The organism is Acinetobacter amyesii, assembly GCF_023499985.1.
GTDB classification, from domain to species: Bacteria; Pseudomonadota; Gammaproteobacteria; order Pseudomonadales; family Moraxellaceae; genus Acinetobacter; species Acinetobacter amyesii.
In genome coordinates this window covers 20,776-44,537 of record NZ_JAMCOU010000037.1, presented here as the reverse complement: position 1 = coordinate 44,537, position 23,762 = coordinate 20,776, and the positions used below count along the sequence as shown (strand labels likewise).

Annotated in this window: 20 protein-coding genes and 1 riboswitch; of the genes, 10 read left to right on the top strand and 10 right to left on the bottom strand. The window is 41.9% G+C overall.

What is annotated here, in order from left to right:
- Positions 1-165: 165 nt before the first annotated feature.
- Positions 166-1,968: an acyl-CoA dehydrogenase C-terminal domain-containing protein gene (locus tag M5F03_RS14170; RefSeq protein ID WP_078194152.1), complete on the bottom strand. Its 1,803-nt coding sequence runs from the start codon at positions 1,966-1,968 to the stop codon at positions 166-168.
- A 316-nt stretch (positions 1,969-2,284) separates the two neighbouring features.
- Positions 2,285-2,914, bottom strand: a complete 630-nt coding sequence (locus M5F03_RS14165) for a hypothetical protein (RefSeq protein WP_249708704.1) — start codon at positions 2,912-2,914, stop codon at positions 2,285-2,287.
- 134 nt (positions 2,915-3,048) lie between these two features.
- Between M5F03_RS14165 and baeS the strand changes: the two genes are divergently transcribed.
- From baeS to M5F03_RS14145, 4 genes are all read left to right on the top strand, one after another.
- Complete coding sequence (baeS, locus tag M5F03_RS14160) at positions 3,049-4,719, top strand: sensor histidine kinase efflux regulator BaeS (RefSeq protein ID WP_180035828.1); 1,671 nt, start codon at positions 3,049-3,051, stop codon at positions 4,717-4,719.
- 12 nt (positions 4,720-4,731) lie between these two features.
- On the top strand, positions 4,732-5,418 hold the full coding sequence (locus M5F03_RS14155) for a response regulator (RefSeq protein WP_078191240.1): 687 nt from the start codon (positions 4,732-4,734) through the stop codon (positions 5,416-5,418).
- 243 nt (positions 5,419-5,661) lie between these two features.
- On the top strand, positions 5,662-7,359 hold the full coding sequence (locus tag M5F03_RS14150) for a carboxypeptidase regulatory-like domain-containing protein (protein WP_180035829.1): 1,698 nt from the start codon (positions 5,662-5,664) through the stop codon (positions 7,357-7,359).
- Between the two features lie 352 nt (positions 7,360-7,711).
- Positions 7,712-9,067, top strand: a complete 1,356-nt coding sequence (locus M5F03_RS14145; protein WP_249708702.1) for an amino acid permease — start codon at positions 7,712-7,714, stop codon at positions 9,065-9,067.
- A 247-nt stretch (positions 9,068-9,314) separates the two neighbouring features.
- Here M5F03_RS14145 and M5F03_RS14140 read toward each other — a convergent pair whose 3' ends face one another.
- From M5F03_RS14140 to M5F03_RS14120, 5 genes are all read right to left on the bottom strand, one after another.
- A complete protein-coding gene (locus M5F03_RS14140) occupies positions 9,315-9,626 on the bottom strand; it encodes a 3-hydroxybutyryl-CoA dehydrogenase (RefSeq protein ID WP_180035831.1) in 312 nt (103 codons plus the stop codon).
- A gap of 136 nt (positions 9,627-9,762) precedes the next feature.
- Positions 9,763-10,134, bottom strand: a complete 372-nt coding sequence (locus M5F03_RS14135; RefSeq protein WP_218950078.1) for an MmcQ/YjbR family DNA-binding protein — start codon at positions 10,132-10,134, stop codon at positions 9,763-9,765.
- Positions 10,135-10,170: 36 nt separating this feature from the next.
- Positions 10,171-10,776, bottom strand: coding sequence for a L,D-transpeptidase family protein (locus tag M5F03_RS14130; RefSeq protein WP_249708700.1), 606 nt, complete (start codon positions 10,774-10,776; stop codon positions 10,171-10,173).
- A gap of 111 nt (positions 10,777-10,887) precedes the next feature.
- On the bottom strand, positions 10,888-12,333 hold the full coding sequence (locus M5F03_RS14125; RefSeq protein WP_249708699.1) for a protein adenylyltransferase SelO: 1,446 nt from the start codon (positions 12,331-12,333) through the stop codon (positions 10,888-10,890).
- A 120-nt stretch (positions 12,334-12,453) separates the two neighbouring features.
- The gene (locus M5F03_RS14120) at positions 12,454-13,614 is read right to left on the bottom strand and encodes an acyl-CoA desaturase (RefSeq protein ID WP_180078779.1); all 1,161 of its coding nucleotides are present in this window, start codon (positions 13,612-13,614) and stop codon (positions 12,454-12,456) included.
- A gap of 189 nt (positions 13,615-13,803) precedes the next feature.
- Between M5F03_RS14120 and M5F03_RS14115 the strand changes: the two genes are divergently transcribed.
- The gene (locus tag M5F03_RS14115) at positions 13,804-14,337 is read left to right on the top strand and encodes an META domain-containing protein (protein WP_249708697.1); all 534 of its coding nucleotides are present in this window, start codon (positions 13,804-13,806) and stop codon (positions 14,335-14,337) included.
- Positions 14,338-14,403: 66 nt separating this feature from the next.
- Here the strand turns inward: M5F03_RS14115 and M5F03_RS14110 are convergent, their stop codons facing one another.
- The 3 genes from M5F03_RS14110 to M5F03_RS14100 all read right to left on the bottom strand — a co-directional run bounded on the left by M5F03_RS14110 (position 14,404) and on the right by M5F03_RS14100 (position 17,781).
- A complete protein-coding gene (locus M5F03_RS14110) occupies positions 14,404-15,117 on the bottom strand; it encodes a glycerophosphodiester phosphodiesterase (protein WP_180063997.1) in 714 nt (237 codons plus the stop codon).
- A 185-nt stretch (positions 15,118-15,302) separates the two neighbouring features.
- Positions 15,303-15,887 carry a cob(I)yrinic acid a,c-diamide adenosyltransferase gene (locus tag M5F03_RS14105; RefSeq protein WP_067767700.1) on the bottom strand — a complete coding sequence of 195 codons (585 nt, stop codon included), beginning with the start codon at positions 15,885-15,887 and terminating at the stop codon, positions 15,303-15,305.
- Between the two features lie 46 nt (positions 15,888-15,933).
- Entirely contained in the window at positions 15,934-17,781 is a 1,848-nt protein-coding gene (locus M5F03_RS14100) for a TonB-dependent receptor plug domain-containing protein (RefSeq protein ID WP_372491154.1), read from the bottom strand.
- 236 nt (positions 17,782-18,017) lie between these two features.
- Positions 18,018-18,173: riboswitch (cobalamin riboswitch) on the top strand.
- Positions 18,174-18,302: 129 nt separating this feature from the next.
- Between M5F03_RS14100 and M5F03_RS14095 the strand changes: the two genes are divergently transcribed.
- From M5F03_RS14095 to M5F03_RS14075, 5 genes are all read left to right on the top strand, one after another.
- Positions 18,303-20,123 carry a TonB-dependent receptor domain-containing protein gene (locus M5F03_RS14095; RefSeq protein ID WP_249708693.1) on the top strand — a complete coding sequence of 607 codons (1,821 nt, stop codon included), beginning with the start codon at positions 18,303-18,305 and terminating at the stop codon, positions 20,121-20,123.
- A gap of 160 nt (positions 20,124-20,283) precedes the next feature.
- Entirely contained in the window at positions 20,284-20,925 is a 642-nt protein-coding gene (locus M5F03_RS14090) for a phosphoribosylanthranilate isomerase (protein WP_249708691.1), read from the top strand.
- Positions 20,909-22,135: a tryptophan synthase subunit beta gene (gene trpB, locus M5F03_RS14085; RefSeq protein ID WP_180024528.1), complete on the top strand. Its 1,227-nt coding sequence runs from the start codon at positions 20,909-20,911 to the stop codon at positions 22,133-22,135. Before M5F03_RS14090 ends, trpB begins: the two co-directional genes overlap by 17 nt.
- Positions 22,136-22,356: 221 nt before the next feature.
- Positions 22,357-23,082 (top strand): CPBP family intramembrane glutamic endopeptidase, encoded by a 726-nt coding sequence (locus M5F03_RS14080; protein ID WP_249708690.1) that lies wholly within the window; start codon positions 22,357-22,359, stop codon positions 23,080-23,082.
- Between the two features lie 21 nt (positions 23,083-23,103).
- The gene (locus tag M5F03_RS14075; RefSeq protein ID WP_249708688.1) at positions 23,104-23,628 is read left to right on the top strand and encodes a DUF1543 domain-containing protein; all 525 of its coding nucleotides are present in this window, start codon (positions 23,104-23,106) and stop codon (positions 23,626-23,628) included.
- The last annotated feature ends 134 nt before the right edge of the window (positions 23,629-23,762 follow it).

Genomic DNA, 23,762 nt, shown 5'->3' with positions numbered 1-23,762 from the left:
TGTGGACTTGGGGCAATTTGTATCAACACAAAGCGTGGCGAAAATTGACCAAAGTAAAATTATGGGACTATTTATAAAGAAAAAGGACTGCCAATGCTATGACCGTCCTTTCTCTATTTCTGCACTCACGAGTACAATTTTTTGAATATGTTTTAGATATTCACATTAGAATGCAAAGTGTTCTGCATCCAATGCCATAAGAGGATCTAGGCCACCTGCAATCACTTCTACATGAGAGCGAACGCGTGGTAAGATTTTCTTGAAGTAGAAGCGAGCAGTCGTTACTTTTGCATTGTAGAAATCAACATCTGTTGTTCCTGCAGCTAAAGTTTCTTGTGCAACTAAGGCCATGCGAGCCCATAAATAAGCAAGCGTTACATAACCAGAGAAGTAGAGGTAATCGACTGCAGCAGCACCTACTTCTTCAGGGTTTTGCATTGCTTTCATACCAATCTGCATGGTTAAGTCGCCCCATTCTTTGTTTAGCGCAGCAAGCGGCTCAACAAATTCTTTCATGGCAGCGTTGTCTTTGTTAGCTTCAACAAATTTATGGATGATCTTGGTGAAGTCTTTCAACATTGCACCTTGAGTACCCAATACTTTACGGCCTAACAAGTCAATTGCTTGAATTTCAGTCGTACCTTCGTACAAGCAAGAGATACGTGTATCACGTACGATTTGCTCCATACCGTGTTCTGAAATGAAGCCGTGGCCACCAAATACTTGAACACCGTGTTTTGCAGATTCAGAACCTGTTTCAGTCAAGAATGCTTTAGCAATTGGAGTTAATAATGACAAGATATTGTCAGAGAACTTACGTTCTTCTTCAGTTGCACCTTGTTCCACGATATCGGCATGGAAAGACAATAAGTAAACCAGAGCACGACCAGCTTCAGCAAATGATTTTTGCGTAAGCAGCATGTTGCGCACTGCAGGGTGCACGATAATTGGATCTGCTTCTTTTTCAGGTGCTTTAGGGCCTGAAAGTGAACGCATTGCCAAACGGTCTTTTGCGTAAGCAAGTGCACCTTGGAAAGCGCCTTCAGAAGCTGAAAGACCTTGTACAGCAGTACCGATACGTGCAGTGTTCATGAATGTGAACATGCAGTTTAGACCGCGGTTTTCAGGGCCAATCAAGAAGCCTTTTGCGTTATCAAAGTTGATGACACAAGTCGCGTTACCATGGATACCCATTTTGTGTTCAATCGAACCACAACGTACCGCATTGCGCTCACCAATTGAGCCATCAGCATTTACATTGAATTTAGGTACGATGAATAATGAAATACCTTTCGTGCCTTTTGGTGCACCTGGAAGACGAGCAAGTACGATATGGATGATATTTTCAGCCATGTCGTGTTCACCAGCAGAGATAAAAATTTTCTCGCCAGAAATTGCGTAGCTACCATCTGCTTGTGGTTCAGCTTTAGAGCGGATAATACCTAAGTCAGAACCTGCATGAGATTCTGTTAAGCACATGGTACCTGTCCATTCACCTGAAACAAGTTTAGGCAGGTAAGTGTCTTTTTGTTCTTGAGAACCGTGATGTTCTAATGTGCGGACAGCACCGTGAGACAGACCAGGGTACATACCCCATGCCCAGTTCGACGTACCCACCATTTCTGAAATGATGTTACCTAGTGAAACTGGCAGACCTTGACCACCATACTGTTCTTCAGCAGACAAAGACGGGAAACCGAGTTCGATATATTTTTGATACGCTTCTTTAAAACCAGTTGGTGTTGTTACAACGCCATCATTCCAAGTACAACCTTCACGGTCGCCGACTTGGTTAAGAGGAGAAAGTTCATTTTCACAGAAGTCAGCAGCAGCTTCTAGATATTGGTCAACCAACTCACGACTTACGGTGTCAGAAAATGCAGGCAGTTGTGCATAGTGATCTTCTGCTTTTAAAAGTTCATGCAGAACAAATTGCATATCACGTAAGGGCGCTTTGTATTGTGGCATATCGTTTTCCTCAATACTGGTTTCTACCAGCGTTAGTAATCCTAAATAACATTTGAACGTGTCTTCAATGACACGTATTGGAATGGTTCTAATCGTGCAACATCTTCTTATTGGGTACAAGCATTTCAGGGTGATTTGTTGGTGACTGTAAAGTCAAAGAAATATCCCTTGAAAAAGCTAAGTGCATTGAGTGTAAACGCTTTTAGATGAAAATGAATGACACAAATAGTCAAAAAGCGTAAAAAGATATGTCCAATAAAAAAGGCACTCATGGGAGTGCCTTTTTTACGCAATGATATTGCGATCTAAGTTTGGATTATTTCACTGGTGCTGGCGTCGGGGCAACAGGGGCTTTAGGTTGGAAGCGAACTTCACATTTACCATTGATTTGCTGTTCGCCAACTTTAATCGCAACCGCGCTGCCATCGGTTTTGCCTTGGCATACTTTCATAATCGCTTGTTGTTTGGCTTGGCGTTCCGCTAAACGCTGATCAAACTGTTTAGTCAGCTCTGCACGTTTTGCATCAGTCAGTGGCTCACCGCGTTGCATCTGACCACGTATGTCGCCACGCATTGGACGATGTTCACCGCGCATTGGTTTGTGTTCACCACGTGCTTTTTTCATGTCTTGACGGTCTGCTTTGAACACCATGGTACATGTACCATCAATATTTTTATCGCCAGCTTTTACTTGAACTGTTGAACCTGTAGCCTTACCATCGCAGGCTTTTTGCATATCAGCAAACACTTGACGTTGCTCTGCACGCATTTGTTTAAAATGTTCACGTTGCTCAGGTGACATACGACGATCGTGATCACCATGATGTTGTTTCATCATACGGCCATGATCGTTATCTTTTGGTGCGGTTGTCGATTGACAGGCAGTTAATGCACCCATGCTCAATACGCTTGCACCGATTAAAGCAATTTTGGTCATTTGTTTCATAGTCTTTACCCCACCAGATTAGATCTTTTTCCGATGGTTAAAGATTAAATAATAAAGATGTAGAAACAATGGAGAGTTTTTTAGTTGCGTGTTCGCTACAATAATGAATATAGAAGAAAAATGAGAGTTCTCGTTTGAAAATACGTCGTATCCCGATTGCCCTACGCTTGTTTCTGACTGTGCTGTTGACGACGCTCGTCATCACAACGGTAAGTCTTGGCGTTTTGCATTGGAATATGCAGCGTAATTTCACCAAATATGTGGCCGATGTCGAGATGCAAAAGCTTGACCATGTCATTGAAAATTTAGCCGATGTGTATACGGTCTATCATGATTGGGGCAATGCGATTCAGGCACAGATTCTGCAAATTGAAGGGCAGGCAGCGCCAGATGACTATGATCGTCTCTCTCGGTGGTGGCTACGTCGTCAATATGACATTGCATTGCAGCAGCGCTATTTCCAAGATCATAGTTTAAATGCAGCATCGATGCTGGCAACACCACAGCATACGGCAGAGCAAAAAATTGAAGAGCTGAAATGGCTGGAACAAAACTTACCATCTGAGTTCCAACCCTTTGAAGGTTTAAAATTTCCTTTAAGTACGAACCAAAATGTATTCCGTCCAAAAGAGTCGAACACAGATGAAAAAGATGCAGATCAATCCTCACAAAGTAACAGTAATAATGGTGGTAAGAAACAATTTATCCAAATGCCTGACCGCTTGGGCTTGAGTTCGCGTTTATCTTTATATGATGCACATCGCCAATTTGTTGTGGGTGAGCCGACAGATGAACAAATCTCTTATCGTCCGATTATGGTGAATAATCAAATCGTGGGATATTTGGGGCTCAAACCTGTACTCGATCAAGATGATGCGATCAGTATTAACTTCTTTAGTAAGCAAAAACGTTATTTATTATTGGTTTATGTTATTACGTTTATTGCAAGTTTGATTGCAGCATTGTTATTGGCAACATACTTTAAAAAACCGATTCAGCGTTTGTTAATGGGAACACGTGAATTAACCAAGGGCAATTATCAACATCAAGTTGCAGTGAACCGTAATGATGAGCTTGGTGATTTATCGAATGAATTGAATCAGTTGGCCGTAATTCTCGATCAGCATGAAACGTCACGTCGTCAATGGGTGGCTGATACTTCACATGAATTGAAAACGCCATTGGCCGTGTTACAGGCTCAAATTGAGGCGATGCAGGACGGTATTCGTAAGCCAACGCCAGAGCATTTTACTTCGATGTTGAATCAAGTCAGTAGTCTGAAAAAATTGACCAAAGATTTGGCTGATTTGGCGCAAGCTGATGCACAGCAATTAAATTGTTATCTCACTACGATTAATCCGTGGGATGTAGTGATGCAAGAGGTTGAAAGCTTTAAGCCGAAGTTTGAGCAAGCAGATTTGAAAATTACCGCAATGGGCGAAGGGACTTCATTACAATTAGATATAGACCGTTTTAAACAGATTATGGTCAACTTATTGGGTAACAGTATTCGTTATACGGAAGCTGGTGGTGAAGTGCATGTTCATACTGAGCAAGATGAAACCCAGTGGACCGTGTATGTTGATGACAGCCCATTTGGTTTAACTGATGAACAGTTGGCACGTTTAGGTGAGCGTTTCTATCGTGTGGATGATTCACGTACGCGTGCAACTGGTGGTACAGGATTAGGATTGGCGTTATCCGTAAAAATAGCTAGAGCATTGGGTGGAGAGTTGAGTTTTGATCATTCTCCATTGGGCGGTTTGCGTTGCAAATTGACATTTCCCAAACAGATGAAATATTAAAAGGAAGCATGCATGAAACATATCATGTTGGTTGAAGATGAAGTGGAACTTGCACAGCTAGTGCGTGATTATCTAGAGGCTGCAGGCTTTGAAGTCAGCATGTTTCATGATGGTCAAGAAGCCTATGACAGCTTCACGCAGCGTAAGCCGAGTCTAATGATTTTGGACCTAATGGTGCCACGTATGGATGGCTTAACCATTTGCCGTAAAGTCCGTGAGCAGTCTGATTTGCCGATTATTATGGTGACTGCACGCACTGAAGAAATTGACCGTGTATTGGGGCTTAATATGGGTGCTGATGATTATGTCTGCAAACCGTTTAGTCCGAAAGAATTGGTGGCACGTGTGCAAGCAGTATTACGTCGTTTAGAACGTAAAGCAGAGCCAGAGGTGAATGATTTATTCCGTATGGACAAAGCACAGCAGCGCATTTGGTATCAACAAAAAGCGTTGAGCTTAACGCCAACAGAGTTTCGTTTACTAGAGTTGTTTTTAGAGCATGTAGGGCAGGTGTATTCACGTGCGCAGTTACTGGATCATATCAATCCAGACAGTTTTGAAGTGGCTGACCGTGTGATTGACAGCCACATTAAAAACCTGCGCCGTAAAATTTCGGATGCTGCTGAAACTGGCAACCGTCATGAGTGGATTCAAGCTGTGTATGGCGTCGGCTACCGTTTTGAATATCCAGAAGATTAAAATAGATTGTAAATACTATAAGGACAGGCTTCGGCCTGTTTTTTTTTGCTACGTGTATAGCTAGTTGCATTAATTTTAAATACAAGAAGAACCGAAAGCCATAAAGGCATAAAATGTGAAATTTGCGCATTTAATGAAAATTGGTTATTATTTTGCTGGAATTTTAACCAGTATGTTTGGGCTGGCAGAGTTCAATGTAGACATAACAATTTTTAAAAATGGAACAGCCAGAGGGCAGAACAGATGAAAAATAGCGCTTTTGTAAAAATAATAATGGTCACGGGTGTCTTGGGTTTAACGGCATGTGGTGGTAGTGATCGTGATGAGACAGGGAGTGTACCGCCAGAGCCAGTTGCCGATGCTATGGTACAAAAGAGCGTAGAAGAGCTGACTTTATTAGATGTGAATAATCTTGCTTTAAATGCTGCGTCGATTCAGATTTTAAGTGATGAAGAATGGCAAAAAGTACAAGCAGGCAGTCTGAAAATAGCAACGAATACAATTACAGCAGATGATTCTGAGCAGCTCTTTCCACCGATCAATAGTTTACCGACAGCAACTCATTTTAAAGGTCAAAGTTATCTTGCAAATGCTCAAGGCATCGTTAAACTGCCTAAATTGGCTGCAGGCACATATTATGTTTTGGTCACTAAAAATGGACAGTCTGCAGTTTCGGCATTCTTGATCCATCCTAAAAATACCAATAAGAGCATTGTGTTGAATGTGGTTCTCAACTGCTTAGACCAAGACTGTCAGACACTAAGTGATGCACCAGTCAATGATGCAGTGGTCGGAACATTGTCTGGTCAAGTGATTTTTAAAGGGAAACCTTTGGCGAATGCGCAAGTGTCATTGTCTGGCGGTACAGCGACCAATGGCGCATTTGTTAGTGCTTTGACTGATGCCAATGGATATTTCACGCTTTCATTTAATGTATCCAGTGCGCTGCTTGAAGCATTGAAAAATGCCACGCTCACCATTAACGGTGCAGGAATTAACACTATTACGAAAAAAGTTACGGTCATTGCTTCTTCTGCATCGGGCTATCAATTTGAAGTGCTGCCTGAAACAGTGTCTGCAGATGCAGTTTGGCGTGAAACTTTTGAAGCGGATTCTGCTACTCGCAATGCATGGACAAGGTCGCAGCCAAGTGTGGCCAATGTTGATTGGCAGTTGCTAAACAAAGGTCACAACATCCGTAATAATCAAGTGAATCAGCGTGTACGCTTAGCGCCGAATGACCAAAGTCAAGGCAAGGTGCCTGAGCCACTGCAAGGTAATACGGCATATTGGTATGGCGACAAAGTAAATGGCAACTTTATTGGCGCTTTAAGTGATTCATCTTTGGCTCCAGAGTTTGATGGCGGAACATCTAATACCCATAATATGGGTGAGTTAATCTCACCTGCCATTAATCTAAGCCAGTATCAAGCGCCTTTGAGTTTAAGCTTTAAAACATGGTGGGAAATTGAGTCTGTCAATCCAAATAATCAGGGATTCGATTTGATGAATATTTTAGTTTCTACCGACGGCGGCAATAGCTTTAAGACTTTAGCTCGTTTAAACCCGCTGGCAGATCCATCCTCGGCATATGAGCGCGCGCCGATTCCATACAGTAATTTAGGCTTTAACCTCGCACCGGCTGCTGTTCAGCAAGAAGCAATTTCATTAGATGAATATGCAGGCAAGGCCAATGTTCAGCTGAAATTCCAATTCAAAACGGTCGATCAACTTTATAACGGTTTCCGCGGTTGGATGATTGATGATGTGGTGATACAGAAAAAAGCCGGAACTTTCCCATTATTTGATGGTGCGAGTTTTGATGAAAATTCGGATAGTTTCTCTCAGGACTATAGTGGCGCAGCTGCAAAACAAGCGGGCACTGTGCTGAAAAGCACGAAGAGTTATGCACGGTGGGCTGAAGTGCCACAGCGTAAATAAAAAATTTACATGACACCGCAGCATGAATAAATAGGTTTGACGTTCTGCATTCACTATCAATCATCCATCAATTGAAGTGAATGCTAAAAAGCAGCTCTCTATTGAGGGCTGTTTATATTTAAAGGGACAATATATTCAGCCACTTTAGTATACTGGCGGCTAAAGCTGCCGGCTGTTCGAGTGGAATCTTATGGCCCGTATTGTCCATCCTATCAATTTGACCAAGTGCTATGGAGAAATGCAGCTCACGCGCTGTATTCCATAATGATTCATACAGAAATGATCTGCGAATATTTGGCTGCAAAGAGCTGCACAGGCTACAATCCACTTTTTTATAAGATGAGAACGTGTTGTGAGCAGCGAAATGCCTCAACTGCAGCGCCGATTAAAGAACCGTCATATTCAGCTGATTGCAATGGGTGGCGCAATCGGGACAGGGCTATTTTTAGGCTCTGCGCATATTATTGAGTCGGCTGGACCATCGATAATTCTGGGCTATTTGATTGGTGGTTTGATTGCTTTTCTGATTATGCGCCAGCTGGGCGAGATGATCGTGCAAGAGCCAGTCACAGGTTCATTCAGTCATTTTGCTTTTAAGTATTGGGGCAAGTTTGCGGGCTTTTTAACGGGCTGGAACTACTGGATTCTGTATATTTTAGTAGTGATGACCGAGCTGACCGCGATAGGCAAATATGTCAATTACTGGTGGCCGCATGTGCCTGCTTGGATTTCAGTTTTGGTGTTTTTTGCTGTGATTACGCTAGCCAATTTAGCTAATGTCAAACTGTATGCAGAATCTGAATTTTGGCTGTCGATGATTAAGGTTGTGGCGATTGTTGCCATGATTATTTTTGGTATATACCTGCTACTTACAGCGGGCGCAGACTCTACCGCTTCGATTAGTAATTTATGGGTACATGGCGGCTTCTTCCCGCACGGTTTTGAAGGCTTATTCTACATGCTAGCCTTTATGATGTTTGCTTTTGGCGGCATTGAATTAATCAGCATGGCGGCGGCTGAAACTGAAAATCCTGATCAAAATATCCCGAAAGCGGTGAATCAGACCGTAATCCGCGTGTTCTTATTTTATATCTGTTCCTTGGCGGTACTGCTGTCGCTGGTGCCGTGGAATCAGTTGAAACTTGGCGGTTTGGATCATAGTCCTTTTGTGATGATTTTTAATCAGATGGGGATTGATTGGGCGGCACATTTGCTGAACTTTATTATTTTGACTGCATCCGTTTCGGTCTGTAATAGCGGCATGTATGCCAATAGCCGCATGCTGCTGGGCTTGGCAGAACAAGGCAATGCGCCAAAAGCATTTAAGCAGGTGAATAAACACGGTACGCCGATTGCCGCGGTTTTATTTTCTGCTTTGCTGATTTTTGGCTGTGTACTGCTGAATTATTTCTTGCCTGAAAAAGCATTGAGTTATTTGATTTATATCGTGGTGAGCGCTGCGGTGCTGAATTGGATGCTGATCAGCTTGATTCATTTGAAGTTTAGAAAAGCGATGCAGCAGCAGGCTATTCAAACTAAATTTCCTGCTTTATTTGCGCCGTTCACCAACTACTTTGTCTTAGTATTCATGCTGATGATTTTGTACATCATGTGGAATCAGGGTTTTATGTTGTCGGTGCTGATGCAGCCCGTATGGATTTTATTGCTGTTTGTACTGTTTAAAGTGATACAATTGAAGAAGATTTAATACCATGAAGGCTTAGGGAAGAGCCTTTGTTCACTGTCACTAAAAAATGATTTTGAAAAATTCTGACAAAATACGCAAATTGAGTGAATATTCATATAAAAACTGCTCTAGTGCACTCAATTCTAGGGCGAATTTATATAAGATTATGATTTATATTGGATAAAACAAATTATTTCGTATAACGTGTATTATGTTAATTTTAGGAAATCTTTAGAATCACTATGCAGATAATCAATTCAATTGCGAATCACTTTATATTGTTTTCTACACAATAGTTTTTCCATTTATTTTTAAAGTCTTCTATAGCTTTTTCTGCTTCTTCCTCTTTGGTATAGACAGGTGATTTCTTCACTTCATCTACTATCTGATTGAAAATTTCACCTTCCTCTTTGAAGAGGTTGCTATAAATACTTTTAGCTTTTTCTACATCTGAACCCATTTGATGAAAAGTCATCAATGTGTCTGCTGCATATGCAATTCCATCACATTGTTCATTGTCATCCGCATTTGAAAAGGAACAAGTTAGTAATAATATCGAAAAAATTATTGGTTTTTTCATAATGGGAAATTTCATTTTAAATATGAATACTAAAAGATTTCTATGGATATTAAAATCCATAGAATTTTACTTCACTTAACATAATTGCGATTATACTAAATTTGCAAAATCAACCAGATCGAAAGGGAAATGTTATCTAAACACTTCTCAGCAATTCAATCCTCTGCCGTTGTCCTTTCTTTAACTTCGACACCACCAATTCATAAGAATTTAGCACCAAATCTTGCAGCAGTTCTTCTTCCAATTCTTCATCTGCAAATACAGAAATCCAATGCTGCTTATTCATATGCCAACCCGCACGAATAAAGGGATAAATATCTCTAAACATTGCGCCATTGTCTGGCAGCACTTTCAAATTGATCGCTGCTTTGCCTTCTAAGTGAAAACTCAGCAAAAAAACCTTATCCATCACTTTAAACACATCACAGCCTTCACCAAAAGGCTGGCTGCATGTGGTTTCAGGCAAGGCTAAGGCCGACTTAGCTGCTGCAGCGTGTAATGCAATCATAGGGGATAACCTAAAAATAAGCTTGAACGTTAAAACCTAAGGATGAATATGAATAACGGTATCATTATTTACCAATTGCCAAATTTCATCCATATCAATATTGCGCACTGCAATACAGCCCCATGTCCAATCTTTTTGCGGGAAATACGTCATCAGTTGTGGTGCAGCTTTCATTTGTAAACTGGTCGCCGAACCATGAATCATAATGTCACCACCTGCAGAAACCCCTAGATTTTTAGCCTTCTGTTTATCGGCCGCATTGGGGTAAGAGATATGCAAAGATTTATAAAATGCGCTTTGCGGATTGCGCCAATCTATATGATAAGTTCCTTCTGGCGTCTTGCCATCACCTTCTTGAACTTTATGTCCAAGCGGTTGAAAACCCAGACGCATCGGGTAACGCCGAATGACCTGATCCTGATGTTTTAACTCTAAATAACGCTCAGCTTTATGTACTTGAATACTGTCGATCGGCGTTTCTGTGCGAATTTTTTGAATTTGTGCATCGCTTAATTCAGGTGGAAAGGCTAGTGCATTGGTAGGTGTAGGTAGATATTTTTCAAATTTTTGATAGGCAAGGTAGGCCGCCACAATACAGAAGAGGGTAGCGAAACTAAAAATAGCGATACGTTTTCTTGTCATTATTTTTTAGAGGATGGACGGCATTACAGTCCATCCATTTCGGTATTGTGGATAATGTCTAAATTATCCACAATTTTGCTTCGATTGATGCATGAATTTCTGGATAAATGTTTAAGACGAGCAGCTCACCATCACTTCAGGCACATCACTTGGCAAGGGGCCTAAATCTTCTGTTGTTTCCAGTTCAGGCTGTTTCAGATAAGGCTGGCTTAGTAATATAAATAAGCGTTCAATTTCAGAAAAATCATTACGCTCTGCCAGTTCAATGGCTTTTTGCGCCATGTGATTTCGCAAAATATAATGCGGATTGGCCTTTGCCATTTCAGCATCTAAAGCATCGGTGTCCTGATGCGCACGGATGCTTTCATATTGGGCCAAGAAACCTTCAAATGCGCGACGGTCTAAACAGTCATCTTTAATGGCTTCATATTCATGATTTTGCAGACGAATAAAGCTTTGCGTGTAATCCAGCTGTTCACTTTGCAGAATACGCAAAAAGGCCATGGCGCAGTCAAAGCTGTCTTTATGAAAACTTGGCAAACCCATTTTCTGAGCTAAGCCCAATTTATAATGTTCCAAGAAGGTCAGTTCAAAATGCTCTAAGCATTTGGCTAAATCTTCTTTCCACTGTTCTTTGTCATAGTCCGTAGGGCAGAGCGGAATGAGATTATTCAGCCATTGCCATAAATTCCAATGCCCAATGCTCGGCTGCTGCTGATAGGTATAGCGGCCTTGGTAATCCGAATGGTTGTTGATCCAGTTTGGGCGGAAGCGCTCCATAAATCCATAAGGTCCAAAATCGAGCGTTGAACCAGTAATATTCAGATTGTCAGTATTCATCACGCCATGTGCGAAACCAATGAGCTGCCATTTGGCAATCATCACTGCGGTACGCTGAATGACTTGAGTGGCAAAAGCTAAAATCGGTTGTTCGGCATCCAAGCATTCAGGGTAGTGCCATTCAATGCATTTTTGCGTGAATTCAGGTAGTAAATCACCCTGATACTGACTGATCCATTCAAAATGTCCCAATCGGATATGACAGTCAGATGTACGTAGCATCATCGCGCCAAGCTCGAGTTTTTCACGCTGTACGCCTTGCTCAGAACTGGTAAAACCCACGGCATTGCTTGATGCAACACCTAAGCTGTTCAGCGCATGTCCTGCAAGATATTCACGAACTACTGAACGTAGCACTGCACGGCCATCACCCATGCGTGAATAAGGCGTAGAACCTGCACCTTTGAGATGGAGGTCAATGGTTTGCCCATGTTTATCTACTATTTGCGCAATCAGTAAACCGCGTCCATCACCAAGTTGACCGGCCCATTGACCAAACTGATGACCAGCATAGACCATCGCTAGAGGCTCAAATTCCTCAAATGTTTTTTGCCCACTGCAAATCTCTACCCATTGAGCTTTATCTTCATCCGACCATTGTAACTGTTCAGCCAAAGCAGCATTGAAATGTCCTGCTTTTGAGCCTTTTAAGGGTACAGGTTGCTGATGATGGTACAGGCGAGGTGGCAGGGTGTTATATCGGGCATTGAACAGCATAATGATCTTTAAAAATTCAAATTATGTAGAAACTATAGCAAAGACCAGATAGAAAAACTGTAGCTTAAAATGATAAAGCCTCCACAAGGGAGGCTTTATCATTTGAGAGGCTTAAAAGAATTAAGCGGTTTTCTTTTTCAAGTTACGCATCAATTGATTCAGTGTTTCACGGTGCTGTGACAAACGCTGTTCAACTTGTAGGAATTCAAGTTTGAGTTTGTCATCCATCTGATGAATTTTTTCAGCAACGGCGGTTTTCTTCGCTTGAATTTCCTGTTCTTTTAATTTTGCCCAGTCATTTAAGGTTTGCGAAAACGCATCATATTCTTGAGAAATACGTTGTTTTGCTGTGGCGATGTCATCGGTCATATTCAGACCATAAATCGCAAGGTCTTGTTCAGCATATTTAAACTTCATTGCCAACTCAGCTTTTTTAATATTAAAGCTTGGAATACGGCGTAAGTTCTTTGCCAAACCTAATTTAGAACATGACCAAATTAGCCATTTAGTTGGGTCATATTGCCACCATTTCACACCATTACGGTAGTCGTATTGGAAAATGTGATGGTAGTTATGATAACCCTCACCCCAAGTAGCAATAGCTAGAACAAAGTTGTCGCGTGCCGTATTTTCATCAGTATAGGGACGTTTGCCCCACATATGGCAAAGTGAGTTAATAAAGAAAGTTACGTGATGGCTTAAGATTAAACGCATTAAACCGCCCAATAATAGAACGCCCCACATGTCGCCTACAGCCCAACCAATTGGCAACAAAATAGCTGCGTGAACGGCAATCACTAGAGGGATGTAATATTTGTCTTGGAACATCACGACTTTATCTTTTAATAAGTCAGGTGCATTTTTATAGTTTGGTGCTGCTGCTGGATAATCACGAAGCATCCAACCAATGTGTGCATACCAAAAACCACGGTTGATTGAGTATGGATCTTGATCCACATCATCAACATGACGGTGATGTGTACGGTGGCCTGAAGCCCAAAATAAAATACTATTTTGAACTGCAAAAGTACCCATGAGCATTAAAATGATTTTTAAAGGCAAGGTTGCTTCATAAGCACGGTGTGCCCATAAGCGGTGATAACCTGCGGTAATACCTAAACTACTGACACCCAGTAAAACAAACATACTGATCCAAGCAGCGGCACTAAAATCATGATTAATGGCATATAACGGAATTGCAATAACTGCGACAATAGGTAAAAACACCAATGCAAAAATGGCAATCCAGTTCATTGGGGCTTTGGGTAGGGGAGCATTCATCTCCAACAGCACTCCTGAAACCTTGGGAGGTATAGATAGGACGAATCCCATTAAATTTTTAAGGGATTTTAAACGTACAGAATAGTAGCACGGGAAAACCCGTTTTCACCACTGTTATTGTACAGTTGTATTGTTCTAAACAGTAACATAATACGACTGAAGTTATTTGACTTTTTGTGGAGTAAAAAGATGCCAAAAAATCAGCAAATTTGTCAAAATAATCTGAAATTACTTATCAAATACTGCATCTGGGGCAGCTTTCTGATCAGTTGTCTTGGACTGATGGCTTGTCAAAATTCTCCTACACGGACAGTGACTACAAAGTTACACGGAAAATCACTGGGCAACAGTATTGAGCAGCCATTAAAAGTTATTCGCGTGAACGATGGGATACAAGATATTCCATGGACGATTGTGAAAATCGCTGGACAAAAAGCAAAGTTCTTTCATCATCAACCTTATCTTCAGTTCAATTCGCAATTTCGACAAATTCAGGGAAATACGGGATGTAACAATATCAGTGGCACTTATGTGATCGATACCTTAAAACACAGCATTGATCTGAATGCCCGAGCAGGTTATTTCAGCTGTGATTCGGCTTTGGCTCAAGAGGCTGAACTTTCAGATGCCTTGCAAGCCGCAACACAATTCCAAATAAAAGGGAAACAGATGACGATGCAAAACAGTCTGGGAAAAACTGTATTGGTTTTGGAAAGAAAATAGACCGATTAAAATAGCGACGTGTTGATCGAGAAGTGAATTACACAAATCTAGGTGAATAAAGCAGCATTAAAAATGCTGCATCATTAATTTAGGATAGTCGGTAATTAAACCGTTGATGCCCCAATCTTTAAGCTGTTTAGCACGATCAACGTCGTTGACGGTCCATACACTCACATTTAATTTTGCCTGCTGTGTGGCCTGAATAATGTCTGAATTGGCAAGTTGGTTCATCCAACCGATTTGGATACAACCTAATTCAAGTGCTTGTTCAATCGCTTTAAATTTTACGTCCGTTTCAACCAAAAGCCCGCGTTTGAAGCCGGATTTTTTTTGTTGCAAAGCAAGATGAATTTTAGGGTCAAAACTGGTGATCACCGCGGAATGTTCGAAACCTTGGAGCTGTTGTTCCAAGGTTTCAGTCAGTGCTTCAGCTTCAGTCTGTGTCTTCACTGCTTTCACTTCGACTTCAATATGATCGAAGTTATGAATAATTTTGAGCGTTTGTTCGAGCAGTGGCGTCGGCTCAACTTTATTCCATTCTGACCAAGTCACAGCATGGTTATAGGGTTCTAACTCTTGTGAACTACATTCATATAGATGTTTATCTTGACCTGTCGTTCGCATAAATTGGTCATCATGCATGATCACTAGGGCACGATCTTTAAGTTGCCGAACGTCAAATTCGACAGCACGAATCCCTAAGTCTTGAATATATTGAAAACCACCAAGGGTGTTTTCAGGTGCTTCGCCACGAGCGCCACGGTGTCCGATTATGCGCATAAAGGGCCTGCAAAATTGAAAGATAAAAACATAGTGTCCTGTAAGCATGACAGGGAAATGACACTATTATTTTGAGCCGATCATTTTGAATTACAAGAATGATCGGACGAAATGTTTCAATTTATTTCAATGTAAAATAGACTTTTAATTGGTCAAAGGATTTGAGCAATGTTTTGATCCAATACTTATTGATCAATCGTGTCATTAATATTCTTTTGCCATAACACTTCAGAACCACCTTCGGCGCGCTGTAAAGTTCTTGATGCGACAAATAACCAGTCTGAAAGTCGGTTCAAAAGCTGCAATGACGGTGCTTGAATGTTCTGGTCACGGTTATGTACAGCCATTAAACGACGTTCTGCACGGCGGCAAACTGCACGCGCTTGATGGGCAAAGCTGCACACCAATGTTCCTGATGGCAGGATAAAGTCTTTGAGCATTGGCAGCGCTTCATTCATACGGTCAATGTCATTTTCCAAAAACTCAATTGACACAGGTTGTACCAAGTTGAAGTTTGGAATGCAGACTTCACCGCCAAGGTCGAATAACCAATGCTGAATCAGGCTGAGGGATTTATCCCAAGTCGCTTTGTCTTCAATACTGCTAAGTGCGATGTGCGAACGCAGAATACCAATGCTTGAATTGAGTTCATCGACATCTCCTAAGGCTTCAATACGTAAATCATCTTTGGCTACGCGTGATCCGTCGCCAAGACCTGTCGTACCTGAATCGCCTGTGCGGGTATAAATTTTACTTAAACGGTGGCCCATTTTAATTGTCCATTTTTTGATTAAAAGTTGAATAAAGTGATGTGTATTAATATTTAACAGTGACACCGATAGAGGCTAAACGCCCGCCATTCATATAATACAAACCTGAACCATACGATGAGGTTTTGTATTCGACATCACCAATATTTTGTAAATTGGTAAAGACTTTGAGGTTGGGATTGATATTCCAAAATGCACTCATATCAATAGTGGCATATCCGGGATTGCGTGCCTGATAATCCACGGTATCTGACTTGGCATTTAAGGTTGCATTCATGCCATAAATGTCATTGCTCCAACCTGTAGTCAAGCTTAAATTCTGACGTGGGCGACGCTGTAAATCTTGTTTTTTCTCATCATCTTGCGCTTTCACATAATGATAGCTGAGTTTGCTTGACCATCCGCCATTTTGCCATTGCAGATAGGTTTCCACACCTTTATACACCGCTGTATTTAGGTTTTCTAAGGTGTAATTTGGACCGTTCACAATCAAATGATCGACTTTGGTGTGGTACAAGGAAAGGCCGGTACTTAGCCCATGATTCAGCTTTTGATCGACGCCAATTTCATAAGAAATACTTTCTTCGGGCTTTAAGTTTGGATTGCCTGACCAACTGTTATAGCGTTCGTCTAAGGTTGGTGACTTAAATGCAGTTCCAATATTGGCATACACGCTTGTTAAAGGCAGTGCTTGCAGACGAATTGCAGCTTGACCAATGGTATGGCTACCATATTTTGCATCGTCTTCTAAACGGATGCCGAGCTGTGTATTAAGACCATCTTGATGATATTGATGCTGTAAGTAATAACCTGTGCTGCGGTTATCATCTTGATAAGCCGTGCCATAAGACACAATATCACCGCTGATTTTGCGGTGTGTAATCCCGCTTAAAAGCGTTTGCTTTGGCGTCAGCTCAAATTTGGAATAGATTTCCGCTTCTTGGGTTTTATTGTGTGTGAAGTCGGTGGTTGTGACCTGATCTAGCTCATCTTTAAACTGAGAAAGTCGAGCGTGCAGTTCTAAAGCAGGTAAAAGATGCACTTCACCACGGAGGTTGATCATTTCATTGTTAAAGTCTTGCGCGACATTGCTGTAGTTCAAGCAGTTATAGTCTTTATCTTCATTGCTACAACTGACATAAAAGCTGCGACCATCGTTATGACTGTAGTCCAATGAATATGCATGATTTTCTTGTTTTGATCCGACTTTTGCACTCCAGCCTTTTTGGTCATAGCTTGCTGTACTCAGTTCATCTAGGTCAAACACTTTGGTGGCATCTGATTCTAAGCGTTGCCCTCGAATCTGTGCGTAATAGCCATTTTTTGTGGCATCTGCACCAATAATGCTTTTATAGGTTTTGTGTTCACCCACTTCGGTACTGGCAAAGGCTGTATTTTCTGTGGGTGTCTTGGAAATAATTTGTACCACACCGCCAATCGCATCTGGGCCATACAACACAGAGGCAGGGCCTTTTAAAACCTCTATTTGTTGAATATCGGTAGTATCCAAAAATTGTAATGGCGCCATGCCTGATGTTGCCGAGTTCAAACGCACGCCATCGCGCAGTACTAAGGTATGGTCGGATTCTGTGCCACGGACAAAAATCGAAGCAACTTGTCCTAAACCGCCGTTTTGCACCATATTGATAGATGCATCGTTACGCAGTAAATCACTCATTTGGGAAATAGGGGATTGCGCTATGGTTGCAGGTTCAATAATAGATATACGCGCAGGCACATTTTCTAATTTTTCTGCAGAACGTGTTGCTGTGACGACAATGGTATCCATTGTTGGTTGAGCAATGCGCGATTCATTTGCAAAACAAGATGTAGAAAAAGCCCAAGCGGCAGCAATGCCTGTAGCGAGTGCTGTAGGGCGAGCTAAAGTTGACATGCGATGCTCCATACATTTACCCCACGTAAATGATTGAGTGATAGAACACAGTGAGCAGGTATCGGACTGGCAAATTTACTTTTGCGCACCGTTGCGGGGGCAGTGTTGTGGAAACTTCCCATGCCAACTGTTGTGAATGGCTTAAGTATAGAGAACTCCGATTTATCAAACAATCGAAACTATGGGGTATTTGAAGATAGGTACATATACAGCTTGACTTGCTGTGGAGCAGAAATTAATCTGCCTGCGCTTCAGGTGCTTTCTTAATTGAGAAGTGAAACTGGGAAGTCAGTCCAGCAGTATAGAGCTGTTGTTATCTGACACTGCCCCCGCAACGGTGAATCGTTATTCATAACGTAAGTCCGGAGACCGGCCTGATGCAGACCTATTCATAATGCGGCGGGCGTTATAGCGGGATTGCATGCTTTTGTCTGAAAAATGGCAAGCCTTGTCTTACCCCAAAACCGCCTCGCGTTATCCAACTTTTATTTCGCACGGGCGGTGCGATCGGGGAATACAGCATGCATTCTTTCTCTAAGACTCTTATCGGGTCGCTTTTTGTTTTATCTCCACTTTCTGCTGCGATGGCAGCAGACCAAGTTCATCAGCTTCCAGTCATTACCAACACGGTTGCCAATATTGTAGAGCAAGACTCACAAAAAACTTTGGCGGCAGTTACCGTCATTAACCGTGAAGAAATTGAACGTAAGCAATTTACGTCTTTGCAAGAATTGCTACGTACCGTACCAGGTGTGACCTATACCAACTCTGGCGGCCTAGGCCAGCCAACCAGTATTTCCATTCGTGGTACTGGCTCTACGGCGGTATTGGTGTTGGTGGATGGCCAAAAGCTTGGCTCGGCAACTTCTGGCCAAACTTCATTTGAGCATTTGCCAGTTGATCAAATTGAACGTGTAGAAGTGGTCAAAGGTCCGCGCTCAAGTTTATATGGTTCTGAAGCTGTAGGCGGTGTGATTCAAATCTTCACCCGTAAAGGGACGCAAAATGGCGTAAAACCATTTGCTTCGCTCAAGTATGGTTCACATGAAACTTACGATGCAAATGTCGGTGTGAATATTCGTCAGGATAATTCTTGGGCGACGCTGAGTTTGGCAGGCTTGAAAACACAAGGTTTAGATGTAACAACTTTGCCGACTGAAACAGATAAAGATGGTTATGAAAACTATTCTGCGTCAATTAAAGCGGGTCATCAGTTTAATGATCAATTTGCAGCTGATTTTAATGTTCTCTATGTAAATGGCGAAACAAATTACGATAGTCCATATAACCTAAATCCTTATAACAAGGTTGAACAAAATGTGTATGGCGTTGGCTTTAGCTATTCTCCTGTAGATCTTTGGAAAACGCAGCTTAAATTTGGCCGTTCAGAAGATAAATACGAAACCTTTAGTGCAGATAAATCAACTGGTGTATTTGATACCACAAAAGACAGCATCAGCTGGTTAAACACATTATCTTTCAATGCAAACAACACACTATTGGTGGGTGTGGATTACTTAAATGATCAAGTCGACAGCACCACCAATTACGATGAAAAAGAGCGTGATAATGTCGGTTACTATGCGCAATATCTTGGCGATTTTGGTCGAGTGAACCTGCAAGCTGCTATTCGTTTAGATGATAACGAACAGTTTGGTGATCACACCACAGGCAATGCCGCTGTTGGTTATTCATTTAATGACAACTACAGCACTTTTGTTTCATACGGTACAGCTTTCCGCTCACCGACATTTAATGACTTATATTATCCGGGTTGGTCAAATCCAAATCTAGTACCTGAAGAGTCTGAAAACATTGAAATTGGATTCAAAGGGTCGCAATGGCTGAACTGGTCTGTTTCTGCCTTCCATAATGAAATTGATAATATGATTTCAGGCGGAACCAATATTGCAAAAGCAAAAATTAAGGGTGTGGAAGCTGAGTTCGGACAGTCACTGGGCAACTTCACGTGGAACTTAAACTATACTTATCAAGAGCCTGAATATAATTCTGGGGCGACCAAAGGTAATCAAATTGCGGGTCGTGCAGGCCAATTATTGAATGTATCTGCAGATTATACGATGGATAAATGGACGCTAGGTGGCTCTGTACACGCAGAAGACCAGCGTTATAAGGATGCAGCTAATACAACAAGCTTTGGCAGTTTTGCGACAGCAGATGTGCGTTTAACCTATCAAGCGACACCTGAATTTTCTGTACAAGCCAAACTTGCCAATATGTTTGATAAAGAATATTACACTGTGTATGACTCATGGAGTGATTACTACTACCGTCAAGACGGCCGTACTGCTTGGCTAACCTTACGTTATGCAATGAAATAATTGAATCAATTATTTAAAAAGCCCTGATCATTCAGGGCTTTTTATTTTTGCGCAGCAATCATGCTGAAAATCCACGCAATTCATGAAAATTGCATTACAATGATTCGCCTTCATATTCATAGATAGGCTATGAATAGGGCGGAGTCAGAGCCAAAACAACATGCGAACCCGTGCCAAAATCTGCGGAATTACACGTACTCAAGATATCCAATCTGTCGTCCAAGCTGGCGCAGATGCGATCGGATTTGTATTCTTTGCGCCAAGCCCGCGCAGTGTAACGGCAGCGCAAGTTGCTGAGCTGATTCAGCATGTGCCGCCTTATGTGCAGACAGTGGGTTTATTCGTGAATGCATCAGCTGCAGAGATACAGGATATTTTAAAAATTTCACCTGTAGATATCCTGCAGTTTCATGGTGATGAAAACCCTGAACAGTGCCAAACAATTGCGCAGTCCGTTGGGCGCCGCTGGTATAAAGCCATTCAGATGAAACCTGAACTGGATGTGATTGCCGAAATCCAAGCTTTTCAGCAGGCAGGGGCAAGCGCCGTACTGCTCGATGCATGGCATCCAGAACTGAAAGGCGGTACAGGGCATAGCTTTGACTGGGCACAGTTCCCAAATCTCGATATTCCTTTAATTTTGGCCGGCGGTTTAAAGCCTGGCAATATTGAAGAAGCGATTCAAATCACTGGTGCTTACGCCGTAGATGTGAGTGGTGGTGTAGAATCGGCAAAAGGTATTAAAGACCAACAACTCATAGAACGCTTTATGCAAGGAGTCCATCGTGGATCAGCAAAATAAGATTGACTATACCCAATTCCCTGACGCACAAGGGCATTTCGGTATTCATGGCGGGCGTTTTGTGTCAGAAACTCTAATGGCAGCACTTAAGGACTTAGAAAAGCTCTATTTCCGCATGAAAGATGATGCCCAGTTTTTGGCAGAATTCGACCGTGACTTGGCGTATTACGTCGGTCGTCCTAGTCCTTTGTATTATGCTGAGCGATGGTCGAAAGAGTTGGGTGGTGCGCAAATTTATTTAAAACGTGAAGACCTGAACCATACAGGTTCACATAAAGTGAATAACACCATTGGTCAGGCGTTGCTGGCTAAACTTTCAGGTAAAAAACGTATTATTGCGGAAACTGGCGCAGGTCAGCACGGTGTAGCAACGGCAACAATTGCAGCGCGTTTAGGCCTTGAATGCGTTGTGTTCATGGGTGCGGAAGACGTAAAACGTCAAGCGATGAACGTGTACCGTATGCGTTTGCTTGGCGCGACAGTTGTACCTGTAGAAAGCGGTTCAAAAACATTGAAAGATGCCATGAACGAAGCGATGCGTGACTGGGTAACCAATGTTGATTCAACTTATTATGTGATTGGTACCGTTGCAGGTCCGCATCCGTATCCGCAATTGGTTCGTGATTTCCAATCGATTATTGGTCGTGAAGCGCGTAAACAAATTCAGGAACAAGCTGGCCGTTTACCAGATGCGCTTGTTGCATGTGTGGGTGGCGGTTCAAATGCGATGGGCTTGTTCTATCCATTCTTAAATGATGAAGATGTGAAAATGTACGGTGTTGAAGCTGCAGGCTACGGCATTGAAACGGGCAAGCATTCTGCACCATTAAACGCAGGTCATGTCGGTGTACTTCACGGTAACCGTACGTACTTGATGTCAGATGATCAAGGTCAAATCATTGAAACACATTCAATTTCTGCAGGTCTAGATTATCCAGGTGTAGGCCCTGAGCATAGTTTCCTCAAAGATATGCACCGTGTGAACTATGTGCCAATCAATGACACTGAAGCTCTACAAGGCTTCCGTGATTTGACCCAAATTGAAGGCATTATCCCTGCATTGGAAAGCTCACATGCGATGGCTTATGTGACGAAACTTGCACCGACCATGGACAAAGATCAAATCATTATTGCGACTGTATCAGGCCGTGGCGATAAAGACTTAATGACCGTTGCCCGCATTGATGGCGTGGAAATGGTTGAGATGTAAACTCCTTTAAACCTCTCCCTTTGGGATGAGAATCTCGGAATATATTCTGAGTTCGCAAGTGGAGAGGGTGAATTAAAAAATCGCGCAGAAGCAATTCCGCGCGATTTTTTTTGGCTGAAAATTTTATTAAGGCAAATCACTACAAAACTGATGCAGAATAAAAGTGTGAAATAAATCACAATACTGTGTAAATTTTATTGCTTTAGAAAGACTTTATAACAATGACGTTTACCCTATTGGTTCGTGCAGAATCCTTTCCAACCCATATTTATTGGCAATGGCGTGATACTTTTGCGCTGTGCATTCTTCCGCTGATCTTGTTCAACAGTTATGTCTTAGACCAATTTTTTGGTGTTTCAGCTCAGGTTGCTTTGGGGGATTCGATCTTTCGCGGTATTTTATTTATTGCCGTGTGTTGGCTCTATAAAACGATGCTGTATACGCACTGGCAAAAGTATAAACAGGCCTTTTGGCGTTCAAGCCTGTTGGTGGTTGTCGGTGCAGTCGTCTTACAAGTATTGATTTCTTTTACACGCAGTCTGTTGCCAGTGGGAGAGAGCATTGAAAAAGAATCGACCATTGATCCCAATACGATTGCCTTTTTCAGCTTGCTGATCATCAGTCTTGTGCCATTATTTACCGCATTGCTCGAAGATATTATTTTCCGCTATACCTTGCTACAAAAGCTGTTTGTACAGCCGTGGCTATGGCGAGTGATTTTGGTCTTACTGAACTCAATCTTATTTGGCTTGATTCATTATCATAATTTTGATGGCGATTTGATTGCGACCATCAGTTTTATGGCGGCAGGCCTATTTCTCAACCTGATCTATTTGTGGACGCGTAACATTTGGCATGTCTTACTCATTCATTTCCTCAACAATGCAGTACTATCGTTAGGCGCCGTGATTTTGTTGAAATTACTTCAGCCCTATGTGGGCAGTTGAAGTCAAAAATAGGGGGAGATTGTGTCCAGTTTATTTATGGTGATGCTCGGCGGACGCCATCCAAGAGCAAATATCGAAGTGCATGATGTCATTCTTGCAGTGGGTAACGCATTAGAAGAGGTTTATCCACAACTGAGAACGGCATGGTTTGGTGAGCAAAAAGGCTTACATATTGATGCTTGGGCACAGGTACATACAGTCAGCACTGAAAATCGGCATTATCGTATCCAATTTTGTGATGCCGCGCCCCGAGCTGAAGATGAAAAATTATGGCTGATTAATCTCGGGGGATATGATGCCCGCGAATTTGGTGAATTACATCGTTATGTTTTGGTGACAGGACAAAATGCCAGCGTTGCAAAACAACGGGGCAAAGCTTTTTTTGAGTCACATTGGCAAAAACAACATACCGACCGAACCCTAGATGTCGATGATTGTATTGCGATTGATCATGTCTACGGGCGCTATATCGAATTGGTTGAAACGCCGTATAGCCAGCAAAATTCATGGAAAAATGATTACATCTTAATAAATGAACATTTGTGATGATTAAGAGCTGAAATGTCAGCTTTTATATTTTTTTGTGATATTCGCCTGAAATCAGATGGATTGTCTTTTCAGGCGTTAAATAATAGGCATAATAACATTCAGGATTTAGACCTTAAACCTCAATGGAATGG